The sequence below is a fragment of the Mycobacterium lacus genome (genome assembly GCF_010731535.1).
In the GTDB taxonomy this organism is placed as follows: domain Bacteria; phylum Actinomycetota; class Actinomycetes; order Mycobacteriales; family Mycobacteriaceae; genus Mycobacterium; species Mycobacterium lacus.
On record NZ_AP022581.1, the window covers coordinates 3,581,628 to 3,599,990 of the forward strand.

Sequence of the window (18,363 nt, forward strand, 5' to 3'; positions counted from 1 at the left end):
GGCGGGCGTGGTGAACTTGTAGCGCCCGGATCAACCCCAGAAAGCGAGGTTCCCCCGCCCGTGAACTCCCGAGTGCTGGGTCTGCCAGACAAGGTGCGCGCCTGCCTGTTCGACCTCGACGGTGTCCTCACCGATACCGCGAGCGTGCATACCAAGGCCTGGAAGGCCATGTTCGACGCCTACCTCTCCCAACGGGCGCAGCGCACCGGGGAAAGGTTCGTCCCCTTCGATCCGGCCGGGGACTACCGGCAATACGTGGACGGCAAGAAGCGCGAGGACGGGGTGCGGTCGTTCCTGAGCAGCCGGGGAATCGAACTGCCCGAGGGCAGTCCCGACGACCCCGGCGACGCCGAAACCGTGTACGGCCTAGGCAATCGCAAGAACGAGATGTTCCAGAAGGTCCTGCACGACGACGGCGTCGAGGTGTTCGACGGGTCGCGGCGCTATCTGGAGGCGGTCTCGGCCGCGGGCCTCGGCATCGCCGTGGTGTCCTCGAGCGCCAACACCCGCGACGTACTCGAGATCACCGGCCTCGACAGATTCGTCCAGCAACGGGTGGACGGCGTCACGCTGCGCGAGGAACACATCGCGGGCAAGCCGGCCCCCGATTCGTACCTGCGCGGGGCGCAGCTGCTCAACGTCACCCCCGACGCCGCGGCCGTGTTCGAGGACGCGCTTTCGGGCGTGGCGGCCGGCCGCGCGGGCAACTTCGGTTGCGTCGTGGGTGTCGACCGCGTGGGCCAGGCCGAGGACTTGCGCCGCAACGGCGCCGACGTGGTGGTCACCGATCTCGCCGAACTGCTGCCGTCATGATCACCGAAGAAGCCTTCCCCGTTGAACCGTGGCAGGTTCGTGAGACCCGGCTCGACCTGAACCTGCTTGCCCAGTCGGAATCCCTATTTGCCTTGTCCAACGGGCACATTGGACTGCGCGGCAACCTCGACGAGGGCGAGCCGTACGGCCTGCCGGGCACCTATCTGAACTCGTTCTACGAAATTCGGCCACTGCCCTACGCCGAAGCCGGATACGGGTATCCGGAGGCCGGCCAGACCATCGTCGACGTCACCAACGGCAAGATCCTGCGTCTGTTGGTCGACGACGAGCCGTTCGACGTCCGGTACGGCGAATTGATTTCCCACGAGCGGGTCCTGGATCTGCGCGCGGGGACGCTGACCCGGCGCGCGCACTGGCGCTCGCCGGCGGGCCACCAGGTCAAAGTGGTGTCCACCCGCCTGGTGTCGCTGGCACAGCGCGGGGTCGCGGCCATCGAATACGTGGTCGAGGCGGTCGAGACCTTCGTCCGCGTGACGGTGCAGTCCGAACTCGTCACCAACGAGGACCAACCGCGGACCTCGGATGACCCGCGGGTGTCGGCCATCCTGGAGCACCCGCTCGAGGCCGTCGAGCACGAAAACACCGAGCGGGGAGCGCTTCTCATGCACCGGACCCGCAGCAGCGCCCTGATGATGGCCGCGGCGATGGATCACGAGATCGACGTTCCCGGACGGGTCGAGTTCACCACCGACGCGCGCCCGGACCTGGCCCGGACCACTGTGATCTGCGGGCTGCGCCCGGGACAGCAGCTGCGCATCGTCAAGTACGTCGCGTATAGCTGGTCAAGCATGCGTTCCCGTCCGGCGCTGCGTGACCAGGTAGCCGCGGCGCTGCATGGCGCCCGCTACAGCGGATGGCACGGGCTGGTGGCCTCGCAGCGTGCCTACCTCGACGACTTTTGGGAGAGCGCGGACGTCGAGGTCGAGGGCGACCCGGAATCCCAGCAGGCGGTGCGGTTCGGGCTGTTTCACCTGCTGCAGGCCAGCGCGCGCGCCGAACGCCGCGCGATCCCCAGCAAGGGGCTCACCGGAACGGGGTACGACGGCCACGCCTTTTGGGACACCGAGGGTTTCGTGCTGCCGGTGCTGACCTACACCCTGCCGCACGCGGCCGCCGACGCGCTGCGGTGGCGGGCCTCGACGCTCGACCTCGCCAAAGAGCGGGCCGCCGAACTCGGCCTCGACGGCGCCAGTTTTCCCTGGCGAACCATCCGCGGGCAGGAGTGCTCGGGCTACTGGCCGGCCGGCACCGCGGCCTGGCACATCAACGCCGACATCGCGATGGCCTTCGAGCGGTACCGCATCGTCACCGGCGACCACTCGCTGGAGGAAGACTGCGGCCTGGCGGTGCACATCGAGACCGCCCGGCTGTGGATCTCGCTCGGGCACCATGACCGGCACGGCGTCTGGCACCTGGACGGGGTCACCGGCCCGGACGAGTACACGGCCGTCGTCCGCGACAACGTGTTCACCAACTTGATGGCGGCGCACAATCTGGTCACCGCCGCCGATGCCTGCCTGCGCCACCCCGAGGCGGCCGAGGCGATGGGCGTCACGACCGAGGAGATGGCCGCCTGGCGCGACGCCGCCGACGCCGTCAACATCCCCTACGACGCGGAGCTGGGTGTGCATCAGCAATGCGAGGGGTTCACCACCCTCGCCGAGTGGGATTTCGAGGCAAACACGACCTACCCGTTACTGCTGCACGAGGCCTATGTGCGGCTCTATCCCGCGCAGGTGATCAAGCAGGCCGACCTGGTGCTGGCAATGCAGTGGCAGAGCCACGCGTTCACACCCGAACAGAAGGCGCGCAACGTCGACTACTACGAGCGGCGCATGGTTCGCGACTCGTCGCTGTCGGCCTGCACCCAAGCGGTGATGTGCGCCGAGGTCGGGCATCTGGAGCTGGCCCATGACTACGCCTACGAGGCCGCGCTGATCGACCTGCGCGATCTGCACCGGAACACCCGCGACGGGTTGCACATGGCCTCGTTGGCCGGGGCGTGGACGGCCTTGGTCGCGGGCTTTGGTGGCCTGCGCGACGACGAGGGCGTCCTGTCCATCGATCCCCAACTGCCCGATGGCCTGACGCGCCTGCGGTTCCGCCTGCGCTGGCGCGGTTTTCGGCTCACCGCCGACGTCAACCACGCCACCGTCACCTACACCCTGCGCGACGGACCCGGCGCGGAGCTGACCATCCGGCACGCCGGTGAAGATCTCACGCTGACCAGCGGCTCGTCGACGACCATCGCGGTGCGTGCCCGTAAGCCCCTGCTGCCGCCACCGCCACAGCCGCCGGGCCGCGAGCCCGTACACCGCCGGGCCATGTCCCGGTGACGATGCGGGCCGCGGAGCGGCCCGAGGAGGAACGGGACCATCAGGCCAAGCCCGGTGACGATGCGGGCCGCGGAGCGGCCGAGGAGGAACGGGACCATCAGGCCAAGCCCGGTGACGATGCGGGCCGCGGAGCGGCCCGAGGAGGAACGGGACCATCAGGCCAAGCCCGGTGACGATGCGGGCCGCGGAGCGGCCCGAGGAGGAACGGGACCATCAGGCCAAGCCCGGTGACGATGCGGGCCGCGGAGCGGCCCGAGGAGGGACCATCAGGCCAAGCCCGGTGACGATGCCCGCGGAGGAGGAACGGGACCATCAGGCCAAGCCCGGTGACGATGCGGGCCGCGGAGCGGCCGAGGAGGAACGGGACCATCAGGCCAAGCCCGGTGACGATGCGGGCCGCGGCGGCCCGAGGAGGGACCATCAGGCCAAGCCCGGTGACGATGCGGGCCGCGGAGCGGCCCGAGGAGGAACGGGACCATCAGGCCAAGCCCGGCACTAGTGCGGTTCGAGGATCCGGGCCGCCTCGGCGATCACGGCCTGACGCAGCTCGGCCTCCGATAGGCCCTCGATACCCGTCGCCGCGCACAGCATGGGCGCAAATAGCCGCCAACCGAGTTGCAGCGCAAGGGAATTGGCGACCGCCAGCCGCGCATTGGTGAGGCTGTCGTGGCGCGGGCGCACCCGGGCAAGCATCTCGGCAACGTTGGGAAAGCGCTTCTGCAGCTGGCCGGCCGGATAGCCGTCGAGCAGCGACCGGGCCAAAACCCGCATCTGCTGGTCGAGCGCTTTGTCGACGACATCGTCGGGCGCCCCGGTGTGCAGCAGGTCGGCCAGCCTGGCACCCAAATGATCGAGCACAGCCCCAACGAGCTGGTCCTTGGTGCCGAAGTGACGAAACACGAGTCCGTGGTTCACTCTCGATCGGGCGGCGATGTCGCGGATCGACGTCGCCGCGGGTCCGCGCTCGGCGAACAGGTCGGTGGCGGCCCGAAGGATCGCCGCCGCCACTTCTTCCCGCCCGGTGGGCGTCGCCCGGCGCATGGTTGACGGGCGTGTAGTCATATGACTACAGTAGCCGGTGTAGTCAATCGACTACATCGGCTACTGCTCGATAAGGACCAAGCGATGACCATGTCCGCGTCAGACCGACTCGTAGTCGTGCAGAAGCTGGGTAGCCGGATCGGTGCCGAGGTCAGCGGAGTGCGTCTCGGTGGCGACCTGGTACCGGCCGCGGTCGCCGAGATCCGCGCGGCACTGTTGACCCACAAGGTGATCTTCTTCCGCAACCAGCGCCACCTCGACGATGCCCAGCAGCTCGCGTTCGCCGGGCTGCTGGGCACCCCGATCGGCCACCCGGCTGCCGCCGCCATGGCCCCGAACGCGCCGATCATCACACCGATCAACTCCGAGTTCGGCAAGGCGAACCGCTGGCACACCGACGTCACATTCGCCGCGAACTACCCCGCGGCCTCCGTCCTGCGCGCCGTCACGCTGCCCAGCTACGGCGGGTCGACGCTGTGGGCCTCGACGGTGGCGGCCTACCAGCAGCTGCCCGAACCGCTCAAGCGCTTGACCGAGTGCTTGTGGGCGGTGCACACCAACCGCTACGACTACGCCGCCACGGACACCATGACCGACAACGAGCGGGCGTTTCGCCAGGCATTCGAGAAGCCCGACTTCCGCACCGAACATCCCGTCGTGCGGGTGCACCCGGAGACCGGTGAGCGCAGCCTGCTGGCGGGAGACTTCGTGCGCAGTTTCGTCGGCCTGGACAGCTATGAGTCGAGCGTGCTGTTCGAACTGCTGCAACGGCGAATCACCATGCCCGAGAACACCATCCGTTGGAACTGGGAGCCGGGAGACGTCGCCATCTGGGACAACCGGGCAACCCAGCACCGCGCCATCGACGACTACGACGACCAGCATCGGCTCATGCACCGGGTCACCCTGATGGGCGACGTGCCCGTCAACGTGCACGGCGAGCGCAGCCGCGTGGTCAGCGGAACACCGCTGGCGATAGCAAGCTAGCCCGCATTGCTGACCGGGTCGATCGGCAGCCACCGCAGCGCGCCCGGCGCGCCCGCGGGTACCACCGGATGCTCGGGCTGGATCGGATCCAACCGCCGGTACGGGTCGCCTTGCCGCGGCCGCTGATCGTCGGAGCCCTTGTTCGGCCATAGCGAGGCGGCCCGCTCGGCTTGCGCAGCGATGGACAGCGAGGGGTTGACACCCAGGTTCGCCGAGATCGCGGCACCGTCCACCACGAACAGCGTCGGATAGCCGTACACCCGGTGATAAGGGTCGATGACCCCGTGCTCGGGGTCCTCGCCGATCACCGCCCCGCCGAGAAAGTGCGCGGTCAGCGGGATGTTGAACAGCTCGCCCCAGGTTCCGCCGGCGACGCCGTCGATCTTGGCGGCGATCCGGCGGGTGACCTGGTTGCCGATCGGGATCCACGTCGGGTTCGGCTCGCCGTGTCCCTGCTTGCTGGTGTACCAGCGGATACCCAGCTTCCCCCGCTTGGTGAGCGTGGTGATCGAGTTGTCCAGGTGCTGCATCACCAGCGCGATCACCGTGCGCTCGCTCCACTTCCGGGGATTGAGCAACCGCAACATGAGGCGCGGATTCTCCCCGGCTTGGTTCAGCAACTGCCTCCACCGCGGCAGGTCGGTACCCTCGGGTCCGGTGCCATCGGTCATCAGGGTCTGCAGCAGCCCCATCGCGTTGGAGCCCTTGCCGTAACGAACGGGTTCGATGTGGGTGTCCGGCGTCGGGTGAATCGACGACGTGATCGCCACGCCGTGAGTCAGGTCCAGATCCGGGTTGACCTTCAACGTCGCGGCGCCGACGATCGACTCCGAATTGGTCCGGGTAAGAACGCCCAGGCGCTCCGAGAGACGAGGAAGGCGACCCCGATCGCGCATCTTGAACAGCAGGTGCTGGGTTCCCCAGGTGCCCGCGGCCAGAATCAGGTGCGTCGCGGTAAACGTCCGGCGGTCCCGGCGCAGCCAACTGCCGGTGCGCACGGTGCGGACCTCCCACAACCCGTCGAGCCGCTGCTGGAACGCTTTCACCGTCGTCATCGGAATCACTTGTGCACCTGCTGATTCCGCGAGACCTAAGTAGTTCTTCAGCAGGGTGTTCTTGGCCCCGTGCCGGCAGCCCGTCATACAGCAGCCGCATTCCAGGCAGCCAGTGCGCGCCGGACCCGCGCCGCCGAAATACGGATCGGGCACCGTCACGCCCGGCGCCTTGGTGCCGTCGGGACCAAAGAACACGCCGACCGGCGTCGGCACCCACGTGTCACCGAACCCCATCTCGTCGGCGACCTCCTTGACGATGCGGTCGGCGTCGGTGAAGGTCGGGTTATCCACCACGCCCAGCATCCGCTGCGCCTGTTGGTAGTGCGGCATCAGTTCGGAACGCCAGTCGGTGATGTGCGACCACTGCCGGTCGTCGAAGAACGGGTCGGGCGGCACATACAACGTGTTGGCGTAATTCAGCGAGCCGCCGCCCACCCCGGCGCCGGCCAGGATCATCACGTTGCGCAGCGGGTGGATCCGTTGGATGCCATAGCAGCCCAGCCGCGGCGCCCACAGGAACTTGCGCAGGTCCCAGGACGTCTTGGCAAACTCCTCGTCGGCGAAGCGCCGCCCGGCCTCCAACACGCCCACGCGGTAGCCCTTTTCAGTCAGCCGCAGCGCGCTGACACTGCCGCCGAAACCCGAACCGATAATCAGGACGTCAAAATCCAGCTTCACCCGACCAGTATCGTTCCCGGCCCAGCAGACGCAAAATCCCCCGACACACCGACGATTTAGGGAATTTTGCGTCTGTTCGCGAGAGAAATCAGCCGCCGACCGTCAAGCCGACCTTCTGGAACTCCTTGAGGTCGCAATAACCGGCCTTGGCCATCGACCGGCGCAGACCGCCGACCAGGTTCAGGGTGCCGAAGGGGTCGTCGGACGGCCCGTTGAGGATCTGCCGAAGCGGCGGCCGCTCGCCGAGCGCAATCTGCAGCAACGCCCCGCGCGGCAACGACGGGTGCGCCGCCGCGGCCGGCCAGAACCACCCTTGACCGAGCGCCTCGGCCGATCCCGCCAACGGCGTGCCCAGCACCACCGCGTCGGCGCCGCAGGCGATGGCCTTGGCCAGCTCGCCGGAGGTGTGGATATCGCCGTCGGCCAGCACGTGCACATAGCGGCCGCCGGTCTCGTCGAGGTATTCGCGCCGCGCGGCGGCGGCGTCGGCGATCGCGGTGGCCATCGGGACGCTGATGCCCAGCACCTCGTCGGTGGTGGTCACCCCCTGGGTGGAGCCGTAGCCGACGATGACGCCAGCCGCTCCGGTGCGCATCAGGTGCAGCGCGGTGCGGTGGTCGAGCACGCCGCCGGCAACCACGGGGACGTCGAGCTCGGCGATGAAGGTTTTCAGGTTGAGCGGCTCGCCATCGCTGGCCACCCGCTCGGCGGAGACGATCGTGCCCTGGATGACCAGCAGGTCGATACCGGCCTGCAGCAGCACCGGTGTCAGCGCCTGGGCGTTTTGCGGGCTGAGCCGCACCGCGGTGGTCACGCCGGCCTCCCGGATGCGGGCCACCGCGGCGCCCAGCAGATCGGGATCTAGCGGTGCCGCGTGCAGCTCCTGCAGCAGCCGGATCGCCGCCGACGGTTCGGGCTCCTTTTCGGCCGCCTCGACGAGCTGCGCGATCTTGGCCCCGACATCGGCATGCCGGCCGATCAGGCCCTCACCGTTGAGCACGCCCAGCCCGCCCAGCTTCCCGAGTTCGATCGCGAACTCCGGCGACACCAACGCGTCGGTCGGGTGTGCCACCACGGGGATCTCGAACCGGTACGCGTCCAGCTGCCACGCGGTCGACACGTCCTTCGACGAGCGAGTGCGGCGCGACGGCACGATGCTGATTTCGCTGAGTTCGTAGGTGCGGCGGGCGGTGCGGCCCATGCCGATCTCGACCATGTCCGGGTTCGCCCTCAGCGCGCGTAGTAGTTGGGCGCTTCGACGGTCATCGCGACGTCGTGCGGGTGACTCTCTTTGAGGCCCGCCGGCGTGATCCGGACGAACTGCGCCTGCTGCAGCACCTCGATGGTGGGCGAGCCGGTGTAACCCATCGCGGCGCGGAGACCGCCCGTCAGCTGGTGGATGACCGACGACAGCGGGCCCCGAAACGGCACCCGGCCCTCGATCCCCTCGGGGACCAGCTTGTCCTCGGAGAGCGCGTCGTCGGCGAAGTAGCGGTCCTTGGAGTAGGACTTGCCCCCGCCCCGGCCCTGCATGGCCGCCAGCGACCCCATGCCGCGGTAGCTCTTGTACTGCTTGCCGTTGACGAAGATCAGCTCGCCGGGCGCCTCGGCGGTGCCGGCCAACAGCGAGCCCAGCATGGCGGTCGACGCCCCCGCCGCCAGCGCCTTGGCGATATCGCCGGAGTACTGCAATCCGCCGTCGGCGATCACGGGCACCCCCGCCGGCCCGCACACCGCGACGGCCTCCAGGATCGCGGTGATCTGCGGCGCGCCGACGCCGGCCACCACCCGGGTGGTGCAGATCGACCCGGGCCCCACGCCGACCTTCACCGCGTCGGCGCCGGCCTCGACCAAGGCCGCCGCCGCGGCCCTGGTGGCGACGTTGCCGCCGATCACCTCGACGCGGCCACCGACTTCGAGTTTGAGCTTGTTGACCATGTCGAGCACTAGCCGGTTGTGCGCGTGCGCGGTGTCGACGACCAACACGTCGACCCCGGCGTCGACCAGCATCATCGCGCGCACCCAGGCGTCGCCGCCGACGCCGACGGCGGCACCCACCAGCAGCCGGCCGTCGCTGTCCTTGGTGGCCAACGGGTGTTGTTCGGTCTTGACGAAGTCTTTGACGGTGATCAGTCCGGTCAGCCGGCCGTGGCCGTCGACCACCGGCAACTTCTCGATCTTGTTGCGGCGCAACAGGCCCAACGCCGCCGACGCGCTGACGCCCTCCTGGGCGGTGATCAGCGGGGCTTTGGTCATCACCTCCGAGACCTGCTTGGACTGGTCGACCTCGAACCGCATGTCACGATTGGTGATGATGCCGACCAGCGCGCCGTCGTCGTCGACGACGGGCAGGCCGGAGATCCGGAACCGCGCGCACAGCGCATCGACCTGCGCCAGGGTGTTGTCCGGACGACAGGTGACCGGATCGGTGACCATGCCGGCCTCGGATCTCTTCACCATCTCGACCTGACCGGCTTGTTCGGCCACGGGCAGGTTGCGGTGCAGCACACCCATGCCGCCCGCGCGGGCCATCGCGATCGCCATCCGTGACTCGGTGACGGTGTCCATCGCCGAGCTGACCAACGGCACCTTGAGCCGGATCCTCTTGGTGAGCTGACTGGAGGTGTCCGCGGTGGCCGGCACCACATCCGACGCCGCGGGCAGCAACAGAACGTCGTCGAAAGTCAGCCCCAGCATCGCCACCTTGTGCGGGTTGTCGCCACCGGTTGGCACCTGGTCATCCGCTAGGCCTGAAACGGGAGCGCCCCGCAGGTATGGACTGACAACCAGGTCGGGGCTGTCTTCTAGGTTGGACATGCCACGGGACATCGGTGCGGCCCTCCACACGCATGTTTCACTGAGGAACCCATCCTATCGGCTCACCCAGCCTGGGTGACGATGCGCGCCGCGAAGCGGCGGGCTGAGGAGCCGGGCAATCGATTCCAGCCTGGGTGACGATGCGCGCCGCGAAGCGGCGCGGGAACGCGGCGGCATCTCAATTTCTGGCGTTATCACCGCCCGCGTGCGTAGTGTAGAGGCGTGCGAGACCACCTCCCGCCGGGTTTGCCACCCGATCCGTTCGCCGATGACCCGTGTGACCCGTCGGCGGCGTTGGAAGCCGTCGAACCGGGGCAGCCGCTGGATCAGCAGGAACGAATGGCGGTGGAGGCCGACTTGGCCGATCTTGCCGTTTACGAAACTCTGTTGGCGCACAAGGGAATTCGCGGACTTGTGGTGTGCTGCGACGAGTGTCAGCAAGACCACTACCACGACTGGGACATGTTGCGGGCCAACCTACTGCAGTTGCTGATCGACGGCACCGTCCGCCCGCACGAGCCGGCCTATGACCCCGAGCCCGACGCCTATGTGACGTGGGACTACTGCCGGGGATATGCCGACGCCTCGCTCAACGAAGCGACGTCGGACGCGGACGGGTTTCACCGGCGTCACTGAACGCCCACCGGTATGGGGCTGGCCGCCGTTGTCGTGGGCGCGGCCTGACCCGATGTCTGCGCCGCAGGACTCGGCGGGTTGGGGGCCGCGTCGGCGGGTTGGGTTGACGTGCCCGGCGCCGGACCGGGAGATGTCGCCGCCGCGGCCGGCGAGGTCGGCGTCAGCGACGACGGGGACGGCTGTTGTTTCGGCTCCGAGGATGACGAGCTTCCAGTGGTGCTCGGAGATGGAGAAGTGGTGCTGGCATTGGCCCCCGACGCAGGAGTCGAAGTCGAAGTGGCCGAGGCCTCCGGACCGGTCGGCGCCGGTGTCGCGGTGCCGTCCGGGACCCCCGACGACGTCGGCGGCTCGACCGCAGACGGCGGTGTCGGCGGCTCGGTCCCGGGAACCAGCGGGATCCACGTGTTCACCGCCGGGCCGGGCGGGGTGACGGCCTGCGAATGAGGCAGCGCGCCAGGCGGCAGCGTCGCGTTCGGATTGCGTGACTCCACCTTCGTGTTCAGCAGATTGACCTCGTCCATCAGGTCCTGCCTGCGGCCGCCGTCGTTGACGGCCTGCACGCTGCTGCTCACCTCTGCCAGCTGATCCTGGGCCCGGGCCCATTGGCCTTCGGCGATCAGTTGCTGGACCTTCGCCAGATCGGCCTTGGCGGACAACACAATCTGGTCGTCATTGACCCGCGGTCCGTTGAACATCATCGCGTGCAGGCCATACAGCAAGTCCCCGGGGCGGGCGTCGGCCACCACGGCGCCGAACCCGCTCAGCAGCAAAAGCGAGGCGGCCACCGACCCGACCGCCGCCAAGCCGCGACGGGCCCGCTGGCGGCCGGCTATGCCGGTACGCAGTGCTTCGACGGCCTCCTCCTGCGAGACCAGTGCGCTGGCCGGTGGCCACCTCAAGTCGTCGCGCCAGTCACCCAGCAGGGCGACCAGCGCTTGATCGTGGAGGTCGTAGGGATCGTCGCAATCAACCTCCGCGCGTTCGGCGAGCGCGTCGAGCAGCAGATCGGTTCGCGCCAACTCGTCCAAAGCCGGTTCGTCGCCGAGGGCATAACCAAAATCAGGCCCCGAATTACGCATAGTCACCTGCCGCCACAATTTCGTCCTTCAGTCGCTGAAGTGCGCGATGCTGGGCCACCCGGACCGCTCCGGTGGTGCTGCCGACGGCGGCGGCGGTCTCTTCGGCGGACAGTCCGACGACCACGCGCAGGATGAGGATCTCGCGTTGCTTGGCCGGCAAGATCTCGAGCAATTCGTTCATCCGGGTGACCGAATCGGCCTCGATGGCCATCTGCTCGGGGCCGGCGTCAACCGACCGGCGCTCCGGAACCGACTCAGCGGGATAGGCCAGGTCACGACCCGCGGCCCGATGCGCGTCGGCGACCTTGTGCGCTGCGATGCCGTACAGGAAGGCCAGGAACGGTCGTCCTCGATCCCGGTACCGCGGCAACGCCGTTATGGTGGCCAAGCACACCTCCTGTGCCACATCATCTGCCGACAGGCCACCCCGCTCGACGGTGCCGACTCGCGCTCGGCAATAGCGCACGACAATCGGGCGGATGGTCTCCAGCACCTCCCGAAGCGCATTCCGGTCCCCTGCCACGGCCTCCGCAACCACAGCGTCGAGACGTTCCCGTTCAATTGTCATCGACGGTGATATCTCCAACGTTACGAAGCGGACACATCCTGGCGCGCTGCCAGCTAAGACACGGCTAGACAATAACGGCCGGAACGCGTTTCAAGCGGTACGCCAGCTTCCACCGGCGCGCCGCACCTGGCCTGCGCAAATATCGCGGATTTCGGTTAGATCCCGCAGCATTTGTGCCGGAAATGTCACGCTTCCGATATCGATCAGCAAGCAAGCGACCGCCCAGCGCAGCGGTATCAGCCCGAACGTGCCGGTGTCGTCGAGCGCCGCCTGGCCGACGGCGCATGCCCGCTCGGTGCCCCCGGCGCTGCACAGAGCGGCGGCCAGCACGACGTCGCTTTTGACCCGGTGTCGCACCGACGCGACGGCCTGGGCCCGCTCAACCGCTTCCTCCGCAAGGCGAACGGCGGTCGCCCCGTCGCCGGCCGCCATCGCCAACTCGGCGCCCACCCATTGCCGGCGCACCGCCAGCCGATCCGCCACGAGGATCGGTTCGGCGCGAGCCAGCAACGTCGCCGCGGCAGCGAGGCGGCCGACGCCAAGCGCGTCGGCCGCCAGCCCGATCAGTGCGTCCGCGCGGGCGCCGGGATCGGCGCCCGCCAGCGCCAAGGCGCGGCCGTCCCAGCCCCGCGCCAGCGTGTGCCAGCCGAGCTGCCGAAAAAACGAAGCCTGTGTGCTATGCGCCAGGGAAGCCAACGGGCCGGCCGGGACACGCCGGCGCAGCACCGCGAGATCGCTGTAGGCGTGGGCGTAGCGCCCCTGCCCGCCGGCGGCGACGGCCCGCAGCCAAAGTTGGCCCGGTGTGGTCGCCGTGGGCAGCGGCCAGCGGCCGGGCTGGCTTCCGAAGGCGGCTTCGGCCAGCGCCCGGTCAATCGTCCCCTCAACCGCCCAAGTGTGATCCGTTTCAATCACCGTGATAACGGAGCCTCATTTAGTAAAAAGTTTGTGGTCGATATGTTACTGAAGTATTAACGACCGCCGTATCCGTGCTAATTGCAGCCGCCCATCGCGGGGCGCTGAGCTGGGAAATCTCTGGATCGATCGGTTCGCTGATAGCACGCTTCGCGCTCGGCAAATGGTAACCAGATGAACGCAAAGTTAATTCTCAAGCAACGGCCAGAAATTTGACAGGTTCAGGAGCCTATTGACTGAATTTCGGTAGCACCCCTAACGTCTAATGTTGACGGGTAAGTCAGCGGTGACGTCACCCCCAAATCAGTTTGCACAACGCGCGTGTGGAGCGCGCCTTGCCTCCACGTGGGAGTGCGGTGCAGAGAGGGAATTTTAGCGATGCCACAGCCGGAGCACCTACCTGGACCCAACGCCGACATCTGGAACTGGCAATTGCAAGGCCTGTGCCGAGGCGTTGACTCGTCGATGTTCTTCCATCCCGACGGTGAGCGGGGTCGTGCCCGCATGCAACGCGAGCAGCGAGCCAAGGAGATGTGCCGACGCTGCCCAGTGATCGAGGAATGCCGCTCCCATGCGCTGGACGTCGGCGAGCCGTACGGCGTTTGGGGTGGCCTGTCCGAATCCGAGCGCGACCTACTCCTCAAGGGCACGATCGGCCGCAGCCGCGGCATCCGCCGCACCGCCTGAGCTGCGCGAGGAGACGGAAAAGCCCCCGAAATCCCTTGGATTCGGGGGCAATTCCGTCTCCTCGCGCAGAGCTCAATGGGCATGACCGTGGTGATGGCCGTGCTCTTCGGCCTCGGCGGGCTTGTCGACAACCGCCGTCTCGGTGGTCAGCACCATCCGTGCCACCGACGAGGCGTTGAGCACGGCCGACCTCGTCACCTTGACCGGGTCCACGATGCCGTCCGCGGCCAAGTCGCCGTACCTCAGGGTGTTCGCGTTCAGCCCCTGCCCGGCGGGCAGCTCGCTGACCTTGTTGACCACGACCGAGCCGTCCAGCCCCGCGTTGGTCGCGATCCAGTACAGCGGCGCGGCCAGGGCCTCGGAGAACACGTCGACGCCGAGCGCCTCATCGCCGGTGAGCGACGCACGCAGTTCCGTCAGCGCTTTGCGGGTTCCGATGAGCGCGGACCCACCGCCGGGGACGATGCCCTCCTCGACGGCGGCCTTGGCGGCCGCAACGGCATCCTCGACGCTTTCCTTACGCTCCTTGAGCGCCGTCTCGGTGGCGGCACCCACCTTGATGACGGCCACCCCGCCGGCCAGCTTGGCCAGCCGCTCCCCGAGCTTCTCGCGGTCCCAGTCGGAGTCGCTGTTCTCGATCTCGGCGCGCAGGTGCTTGATGCGGTTGGCGACCGCGTCCGCCGAGCCGCCGCCGTCGACGATGATGGTGTCGTCCTTGGTGACCACGACGCGCCGGGCCGAACCCAGCACCTCCATGCCTACCTCCCGCAGCAGCAAGCCGGCGTCGGGGTTGATCACCTCACCGCCCGTCACCACCGCCAGGTCCTGAAGGAATGCCTTGCGCCGGTCGCCGAAGTAGGGCGACTTCACGGCGACCGCCTTCAGCGTCTTGCGGATGGAGTTGACGACCAGCGTCGCCAGGGCCTCACCCTCGACGTCTTCGGCGACGATCAGCAGCGGCTTGCCCGATTCGGCGACCTTCTCCAGCATCGGCAGCAGGTCGGGCAGCGAGCTGATCTTCTCTTGGTGCAACAGGATCAGCGGATCCTCGAGCACCGCCTCCTGAGAGTCGAAGTCGGTGACGAAATACGCCGACAGGAAGCCCTTGTCGAAGCCGACGCCCTCGGTGAACTCAAGCTCGGTGCCCAGCGTCGAGGATTCCTCGACGCTGACCACGCCGTCGTGGCCGACCTTGCTCATCGCCTCCCCGACCAGCTCGCCGATCTGCTCGTCGCGCGAGGAGACCGTCGCCACCTGTGCGATCGCCTCCTTGCCCGACACCGGGGTGGCCGACGCGAGCAGCGCCTCGGACACGGCGTCGGCGGCCTTGCCGATTCCGGCTCCGAGCGCGATCGGGTTGGCGCCGGCCGCGACCAGTCGCAGGCCGCCCTTGATCAGCGCCTGCGCCAGCACGGTCGCGGTGGTGGTGCCGTCACCGGCGATGTCGTTGGTCTTGGTGGCCACCGACTTCACCAGCTGGGCGCCCAGGTTCTCGAACGGATCTTCCAGGTCGATCTCACGCGCGACGGTGACCCCGTCGTTGGTCACGGTGGGCCCGCCGAACGACTTGGCCAGCACCACGTGCCGACCACGCGGCCCCAGCGTCACCCGTACCGTGTCGGCGAGCTTGTCCATGCCCGCCTCCATGGCGCGACGCGCGGTTTCGTCGTACTCAATAAGCTTGCTCATCAGGCTCCCTCACCCCGGCTGCTTAGGCCCGGCGACGAATGACCCGCCTGAGGTGGGGGTCCCCCCGCTTGCGGGGGAGCGCCGGGCAATTCCGCGAACGCATGCCGCCCCGGAAATCACCCGCGGTGCAACGCGGAGATCGCCGGGGCGGAACACGTCTTTACTTGGAAACGATCGCCAGCACGTCGCGGGCCGACAGGATCAGGTATTCCTCGCCCTGGTATTTGATCTCGGTGCCGCCGTACTTGCTGTAGATGACGGTGTCACCCTCCGACACGTCCAGCGGGATCCGCTTCTCACCATCCTCATCCCATCGGCCGGGGCCGACCGCGACCACGGTGCCTTCCTGCGGCTTCTCCTTGGCGGTGTCGGGAATGACCAGACCGGACGCGGTCGTGGTCTCGGCCTCGTTGGCCTGCACGAGAATCTTGTCCTCGAGTGGCTTGATGTTCACCTTCGCCACGATTGGAGCCCTCCACTAATTCGATCGGGCCGGGGCCTTCGGCCCCGACTGTGTTGGTAGCGGGTCCGGAACTCGTCGCCCGGACCGGAGTTGGCGGCCGGTCCGGGGCTTTCCCCGAACCGTCCGAATTGACGGGATTCGGCAGCCTTCCTTTCCCTCGCACCGTCGTCGCGGGTGCCGGCACAGGGGGCCGTCCGACTGCCACCTAGCACTCTATACACGAGAGTGCTAGCACTCAAGGGCCCCCTGGTGCTTTCAGCGTGTTGGCGTGTCCCGGTTACCTAACCTGGCCTTTTACCACCGGCAGACCCGGGTCGCTTGCCACGTCCAGCGGAGACGGCGGCGCGCCGGCGGCCACCAGATGCGCGGCGAACGCGGCGATCATCGCCCCGTTGTCGGTGCATAGCCGGGGCCTAGGGATCCGCAGCGTCAGTCCCGCCGCGCCGCAGCGCTGCGCGGCCAGCTCTCGCAGCCGCGAATTCGCGGCCACTCCGCCCGCGATCAGCAGCGTCGACACGCCGAGCGCCGTGGCGGCCCGCACCGCCTTCGTGGTCAACACGTCGGCGACGGCCTCCTGGAAGCCGGCGGCGATGTCGGCGGTGACCGCATCGGGATGGCTTTCCACGTAGCGTGCCACGGCAGTCTTCAGCCCGGAGAAGCTGAACGCGTACGGATCGTCGGCGGGGCCGGTCATGCCGCGTGGAAAAACGATGGCGCCCCGATCACCGGTGCGAGCCAGGTCGTCGAGCACCTTGCCGCCGGGGTAGCCCAATCCCAGCAACCGGGCCACCTTGTCGTAGGCCTCGCCGGCGGCGTCGTCGACGGTGCTGCCCAGCTCGACGATCGGCTCGCCTAGCGAACGCACGTGCAACAGGTGGGTATGCCCCCCGGACACCAGCAGCGCCACACATTCGGGCAGCGGCCCATGGTCGTACACGTCGGCGGCCAAGTGCCCGCCCAGGTGATTCACCGCATAGAACGGCACTCCCCAGGCGGCCGAATACGCCTTGGCCGCAGCCACTCCCACCAGCAGGGCGCCGGCCAGCCCGGGCCCGATGGTGGCCGCGACGATGTCGGGCCGTTCCAGCCCCGCCGCCCGGAGCGCCCGGCGCATCGCGGGTCCAAGCGCCTCCAGGTGCGCCCGGGAGGCGATCTCGGGGACCACACCCCCGAACCGAACGTGCTCGTCGACGCTGGAAGCCACCTCGTCGGCCAACAACATGACCGTGCCGTCGGCGTCCAGGCGCGCGATGCCGACACCGGTTTCATCGCAAGAGGTTTCGATGGCCAGGACTACGGTCATGCGCGCCGCTTCTCCTCATCGCTTCGTCCCCCGCAAGCGGGTGGGGGTACCTCCCACTGGTGGGGGCGTGCCCCCACTGCATCGTCGCCGGCGCGGTTCACTGGGCTTCCCGCCGCATGGTGTAAGCGTCGGCGCCGCTGACTCGGTAATACCGCCGGCGCAGGCCGATCTGCTCGAATCCCGCGCTGCGGTATAGCGCGATGGCCGCCTCGTTGTCGGTGCGTACCTCCAGGTAGACGACGCCACCGGCGGCGAAGGCCAGCAGCTCGTCAAGCAGCCGGCGGCCGATGCCCCGGCCCTGGTATGCGGCGTCGACGCCGATCGTGTGCACTTCGTACTCGAACGGGGGTTTGCGGCCCAACCGGGAGATGCCGGCGTAACCGACCAGCGCGCCGGCGATGCGCGCGCCGACGTAGCGGTTGTGCGGGCTGGCCACTTCCCGCCGGAAGGCGGCCGCGGGCCACGGGTCGTCGCCGTCGAACAGCTGCGCCTCCAGCTGGGCACAACGGTCGGCGTCGGCCGGGGTGAGCGCGCCGATGGTGACGGGCTCGCTGCAGGCGGTCATCGGCGCGCACCCAGGGGCTTGGCGTCCGGTCGGCGCAGATACAGCGCCACCAGCGGCGCCGGGTGCTCAGACCACTCGGACACCGCGCGGACCAGGCCGGCCGCTGTCGGGTAGACGGGCCCACAGCGCGGCAAGCCGAACGCCGCCGCGTGCTCGGGCGAGCCGGCAACCGCCTGCGCCGCGCCGGTGTCAACATCGGCGGCGCCATTGACCGCCGGTCCGCCGGTGCGTACCCCGTCGCGGTAGCGAGCCCAGTACACCTCGCGGCGGCGGGCGTCGGTGACCACCAGGGTGTCGCCGGTCGTTCGGCAGCCGATGGCGTCCAGGCTGCACACGCCATGCACCGGAATACCCAGTGCATGCCCGTACGCGGCCGCGGTCGCCATGCCGGCCCGCAGACCTGTGAAGGGGCCGGGACCGCAGCCCACCACCACCGCGTCCAGATCGGCCATCGTCAGCTCGGCATCGGCCAGGGCGTCCAGCACGTTCGGCGTCAGCCGTTCGGCGTGTGCCCGAGCGTCGACGGTGACCCGCTCGGCTAGCACCGTGCACTGCGAGCCGTCAAGCCGCACAACGCCGGCCGTCACGGCGGGGGTGGCGGTGTCGAGGGTCAAGACCGTGCGTATTTGCACCGCTCTCCCCCTCGCCGGTTCGCGGCTGGGAGCTGGCCCCACAACACCGCTGGGTCCGCGGCAAGCGGGTGTGGGTACCTC

Annotated in this window: 19 protein-coding genes and 1 pseudogene; 7 read left to right on the plus strand and 13 right to left on the minus strand. The window is 68.5% G+C overall.

Features of this window, described 5'->3' with window-relative positions; all coding sequences use genetic code 11:
• The first annotated feature begins 60 nt into the window (after window positions 1–60).
• The 4 genes from G6N24_RS16400 to G6N24_RS16415 are packed head-to-tail and all read left to right on the plus strand — an operon-like array spanning window position 61 to window position 3,669.
• On the plus strand, window positions 61–813 hold the full coding sequence (locus tag G6N24_RS16400) for a beta-phosphoglucomutase family hydrolase (protein WP_179963439.1): 753 nt from the start codon (window positions 61–63) through the stop codon (window positions 811–813).
• Window positions 810–3,170 carry a glycoside hydrolase family 65 protein gene (locus tag G6N24_RS16405; protein ID WP_085160766.1) on the plus strand — a complete coding sequence of 787 codons (2,361 nt, stop codon included), beginning with the start codon at window positions 810–812 and terminating at the stop codon, window positions 3,168–3,170. Before G6N24_RS16400 ends, G6N24_RS16405 begins: the two co-directional genes overlap by 4 nt.
• On the plus strand, window positions 3,167–3,343 hold the full coding sequence (locus G6N24_RS16410) for a hypothetical protein (protein WP_163745543.1): 177 nt from the start codon (window positions 3,167–3,169) through the stop codon (window positions 3,341–3,343). Before G6N24_RS16405 ends, G6N24_RS16410 begins: the two co-directional genes overlap by 4 nt.
• Window positions 3,340–3,669, plus strand: coding sequence for a hypothetical protein (locus G6N24_RS16415; RefSeq protein WP_163745544.1), 330 nt, complete (start codon window positions 3,340–3,342; stop codon window positions 3,667–3,669). Before G6N24_RS16410 ends, G6N24_RS16415 begins: the two co-directional genes overlap by 4 nt.
• Here the strand turns inward: G6N24_RS16415 and G6N24_RS16420 are convergent.
• Window positions 3,666–4,232, minus strand: a complete 567-nt coding sequence (locus tag G6N24_RS16420) for a TetR/AcrR family transcriptional regulator (RefSeq protein ID WP_085160764.1) — start codon at window positions 4,230–4,232, stop codon at window positions 3,666–3,668. The two genes, G6N24_RS16415 and G6N24_RS16420, sit on opposite strands and share 4 nt — an antisense overlap.
• A 69-nt stretch (window positions 4,233–4,301) precedes the next feature.
• On the opposite strand from G6N24_RS16420, the gene G6N24_RS16425 reads away from it, so the two are divergent.
• A complete protein-coding gene (locus G6N24_RS16425; protein WP_085160792.1) occupies window positions 4,302–5,198 on the plus strand; it encodes a TauD/TfdA dioxygenase family protein in 897 nt (298 codons plus the stop codon).
• Here the strand turns inward: G6N24_RS16425 and G6N24_RS16430 are convergent.
• From G6N24_RS16430 to guaB, 3 genes are all read right to left on the minus strand, one after another.
• Window positions 5,195–6,931 (minus strand): GMC oxidoreductase, encoded by a 1,737-nt coding sequence (locus G6N24_RS16430; protein ID WP_085160762.1) that lies wholly within the window; start codon window positions 6,929–6,931, stop codon window positions 5,195–5,197. The two genes, G6N24_RS16425 and G6N24_RS16430, sit on opposite strands and share 4 nt — an antisense overlap.
• Window positions 6,932–7,019: 88 nt before the next feature.
• The gene (locus G6N24_RS16435) at window positions 7,020–8,147 is read right to left on the minus strand and encodes a GuaB3 family IMP dehydrogenase-related protein (RefSeq protein WP_085160760.1); all 1,128 of its coding nucleotides are present in this window, start codon (window positions 8,145–8,147) and stop codon (window positions 7,020–7,022) included.
• Window positions 8,148–8,161: 14 nt separating this feature from the next.
• Complete coding sequence (gene guaB, locus G6N24_RS16440) at window positions 8,162–9,760, minus strand: IMP dehydrogenase (protein WP_085160758.1); 1,599 nt, start codon at window positions 9,758–9,760, stop codon at window positions 8,162–8,164.
• Between the two features lie 210 nt (window positions 9,761–9,970).
• Here guaB and G6N24_RS16445 point away from each other — a divergent pair, with 210 nt between their 5' ends.
• A complete protein-coding gene (locus G6N24_RS16445; RefSeq protein WP_085160756.1) occupies window positions 9,971–10,384 on the plus strand; it encodes a DUF5319 domain-containing protein in 414 nt (137 codons plus the stop codon).
• On the opposite strand, the gene G6N24_RS16450 is transcribed toward G6N24_RS16445, so the two are convergent.
• The 3 genes from G6N24_RS16450 to G6N24_RS16460 form a co-directional block, all read right to left on the minus strand.
• On the minus strand, window positions 10,378–11,463 hold the full coding sequence (locus G6N24_RS16450) for an anti-sigma-D factor RsdA (protein ID WP_085160754.1): 1,086 nt from the start codon (window positions 11,461–11,463) through the stop codon (window positions 10,378–10,380). The genes G6N24_RS16445 and G6N24_RS16450 overlap by 7 nt on opposite strands.
• A complete protein-coding gene (gene sigD / locus G6N24_RS16455; RefSeq protein WP_085160753.1) occupies window positions 11,456–12,031 on the minus strand; it encodes an ECF RNA polymerase sigma factor SigD in 576 nt (191 codons plus the stop codon). The genes G6N24_RS16450 and sigD overlap by 8 nt, the downstream gene beginning before the upstream one ends.
• 90 nt (window positions 12,032–12,121) lie before the next feature.
• Window positions 12,122–12,943: a hypothetical protein gene (locus G6N24_RS16460; RefSeq protein WP_085160751.1), complete on the minus strand. Its 822-nt coding sequence runs from the start codon at window positions 12,941–12,943 to the stop codon at window positions 12,122–12,124.
• 378 nt (window positions 12,944–13,321) lie between these two features.
• Between G6N24_RS16460 and G6N24_RS16465 the strand changes: the two genes are divergently transcribed.
• Entirely contained in the window at window positions 13,322–13,630 is a 309-nt protein-coding gene (locus G6N24_RS16465) for a WhiB family transcriptional regulator (protein ID WP_085160749.1), read from the plus strand.
• A 72-nt stretch (window positions 13,631–13,702) separates the two neighbouring features.
• Here G6N24_RS16465 and groL read toward each other — a convergent pair whose 3' ends face one another.
• The 6 genes and pseudogenes from groL to tsaB all read right to left on the minus strand — a co-directional run bounded on the left by groL (window position 13,703) and on the right by tsaB (window position 18,282).
• The gene (groL, locus tag G6N24_RS16470) at window positions 13,703–15,319 is read right to left on the minus strand and encodes a chaperonin GroEL (RefSeq protein WP_085160747.1); all 1,617 of its coding nucleotides are present in this window, start codon (window positions 15,317–15,319) and stop codon (window positions 13,703–13,705) included.
• A gap of 160 nt (window positions 15,320–15,479) precedes the next feature.
• Window positions 15,480–15,782, minus strand: coding sequence for a co-chaperone GroES (gene groES, locus G6N24_RS16475; RefSeq protein WP_085160745.1), 303 nt, complete (start codon window positions 15,780–15,782; stop codon window positions 15,480–15,482).
• A gap of 277 nt (window positions 15,783–16,059) precedes the next feature.
• Window positions 16,060–17,085 carry a tRNA (adenosine(37)-N6)-threonylcarbamoyltransferase complex transferase subunit TsaD gene (gene tsaD / locus G6N24_RS16480; RefSeq protein WP_085160743.1) on the minus strand — a complete coding sequence of 342 codons (1,026 nt, stop codon included), beginning with the start codon at window positions 17,083–17,085 and terminating at the stop codon, window positions 16,060–16,062.
• Window positions 17,082–17,183: pseudogene (locus G6N24_RS25905) on the minus strand (hypothetical protein); the annotation flags it as partial. The pseudogene G6N24_RS25905 and the gene tsaD, both read right to left, overlap by 4 nt.
• Entirely contained in the window at window positions 17,183–17,650 is a 468-nt protein-coding gene (rimI, locus tag G6N24_RS16485; protein WP_085160741.1) for a ribosomal protein S18-alanine N-acetyltransferase, read from the minus strand. The pseudogene G6N24_RS25905 and the gene rimI, both read right to left, overlap by 1 nt.
• Window positions 17,647–18,282, minus strand: coding sequence for a tRNA (adenosine(37)-N6)-threonylcarbamoyltransferase complex dimerization subunit type 1 TsaB (gene tsaB / locus G6N24_RS16490; RefSeq protein ID WP_232070591.1), 636 nt, complete (start codon window positions 18,280–18,282; stop codon window positions 17,647–17,649). Before tsaB ends, rimI begins: the two co-directional genes overlap by 4 nt.
• Between the last annotated feature and the right edge of the window lie 81 nt (window positions 18,283–18,363).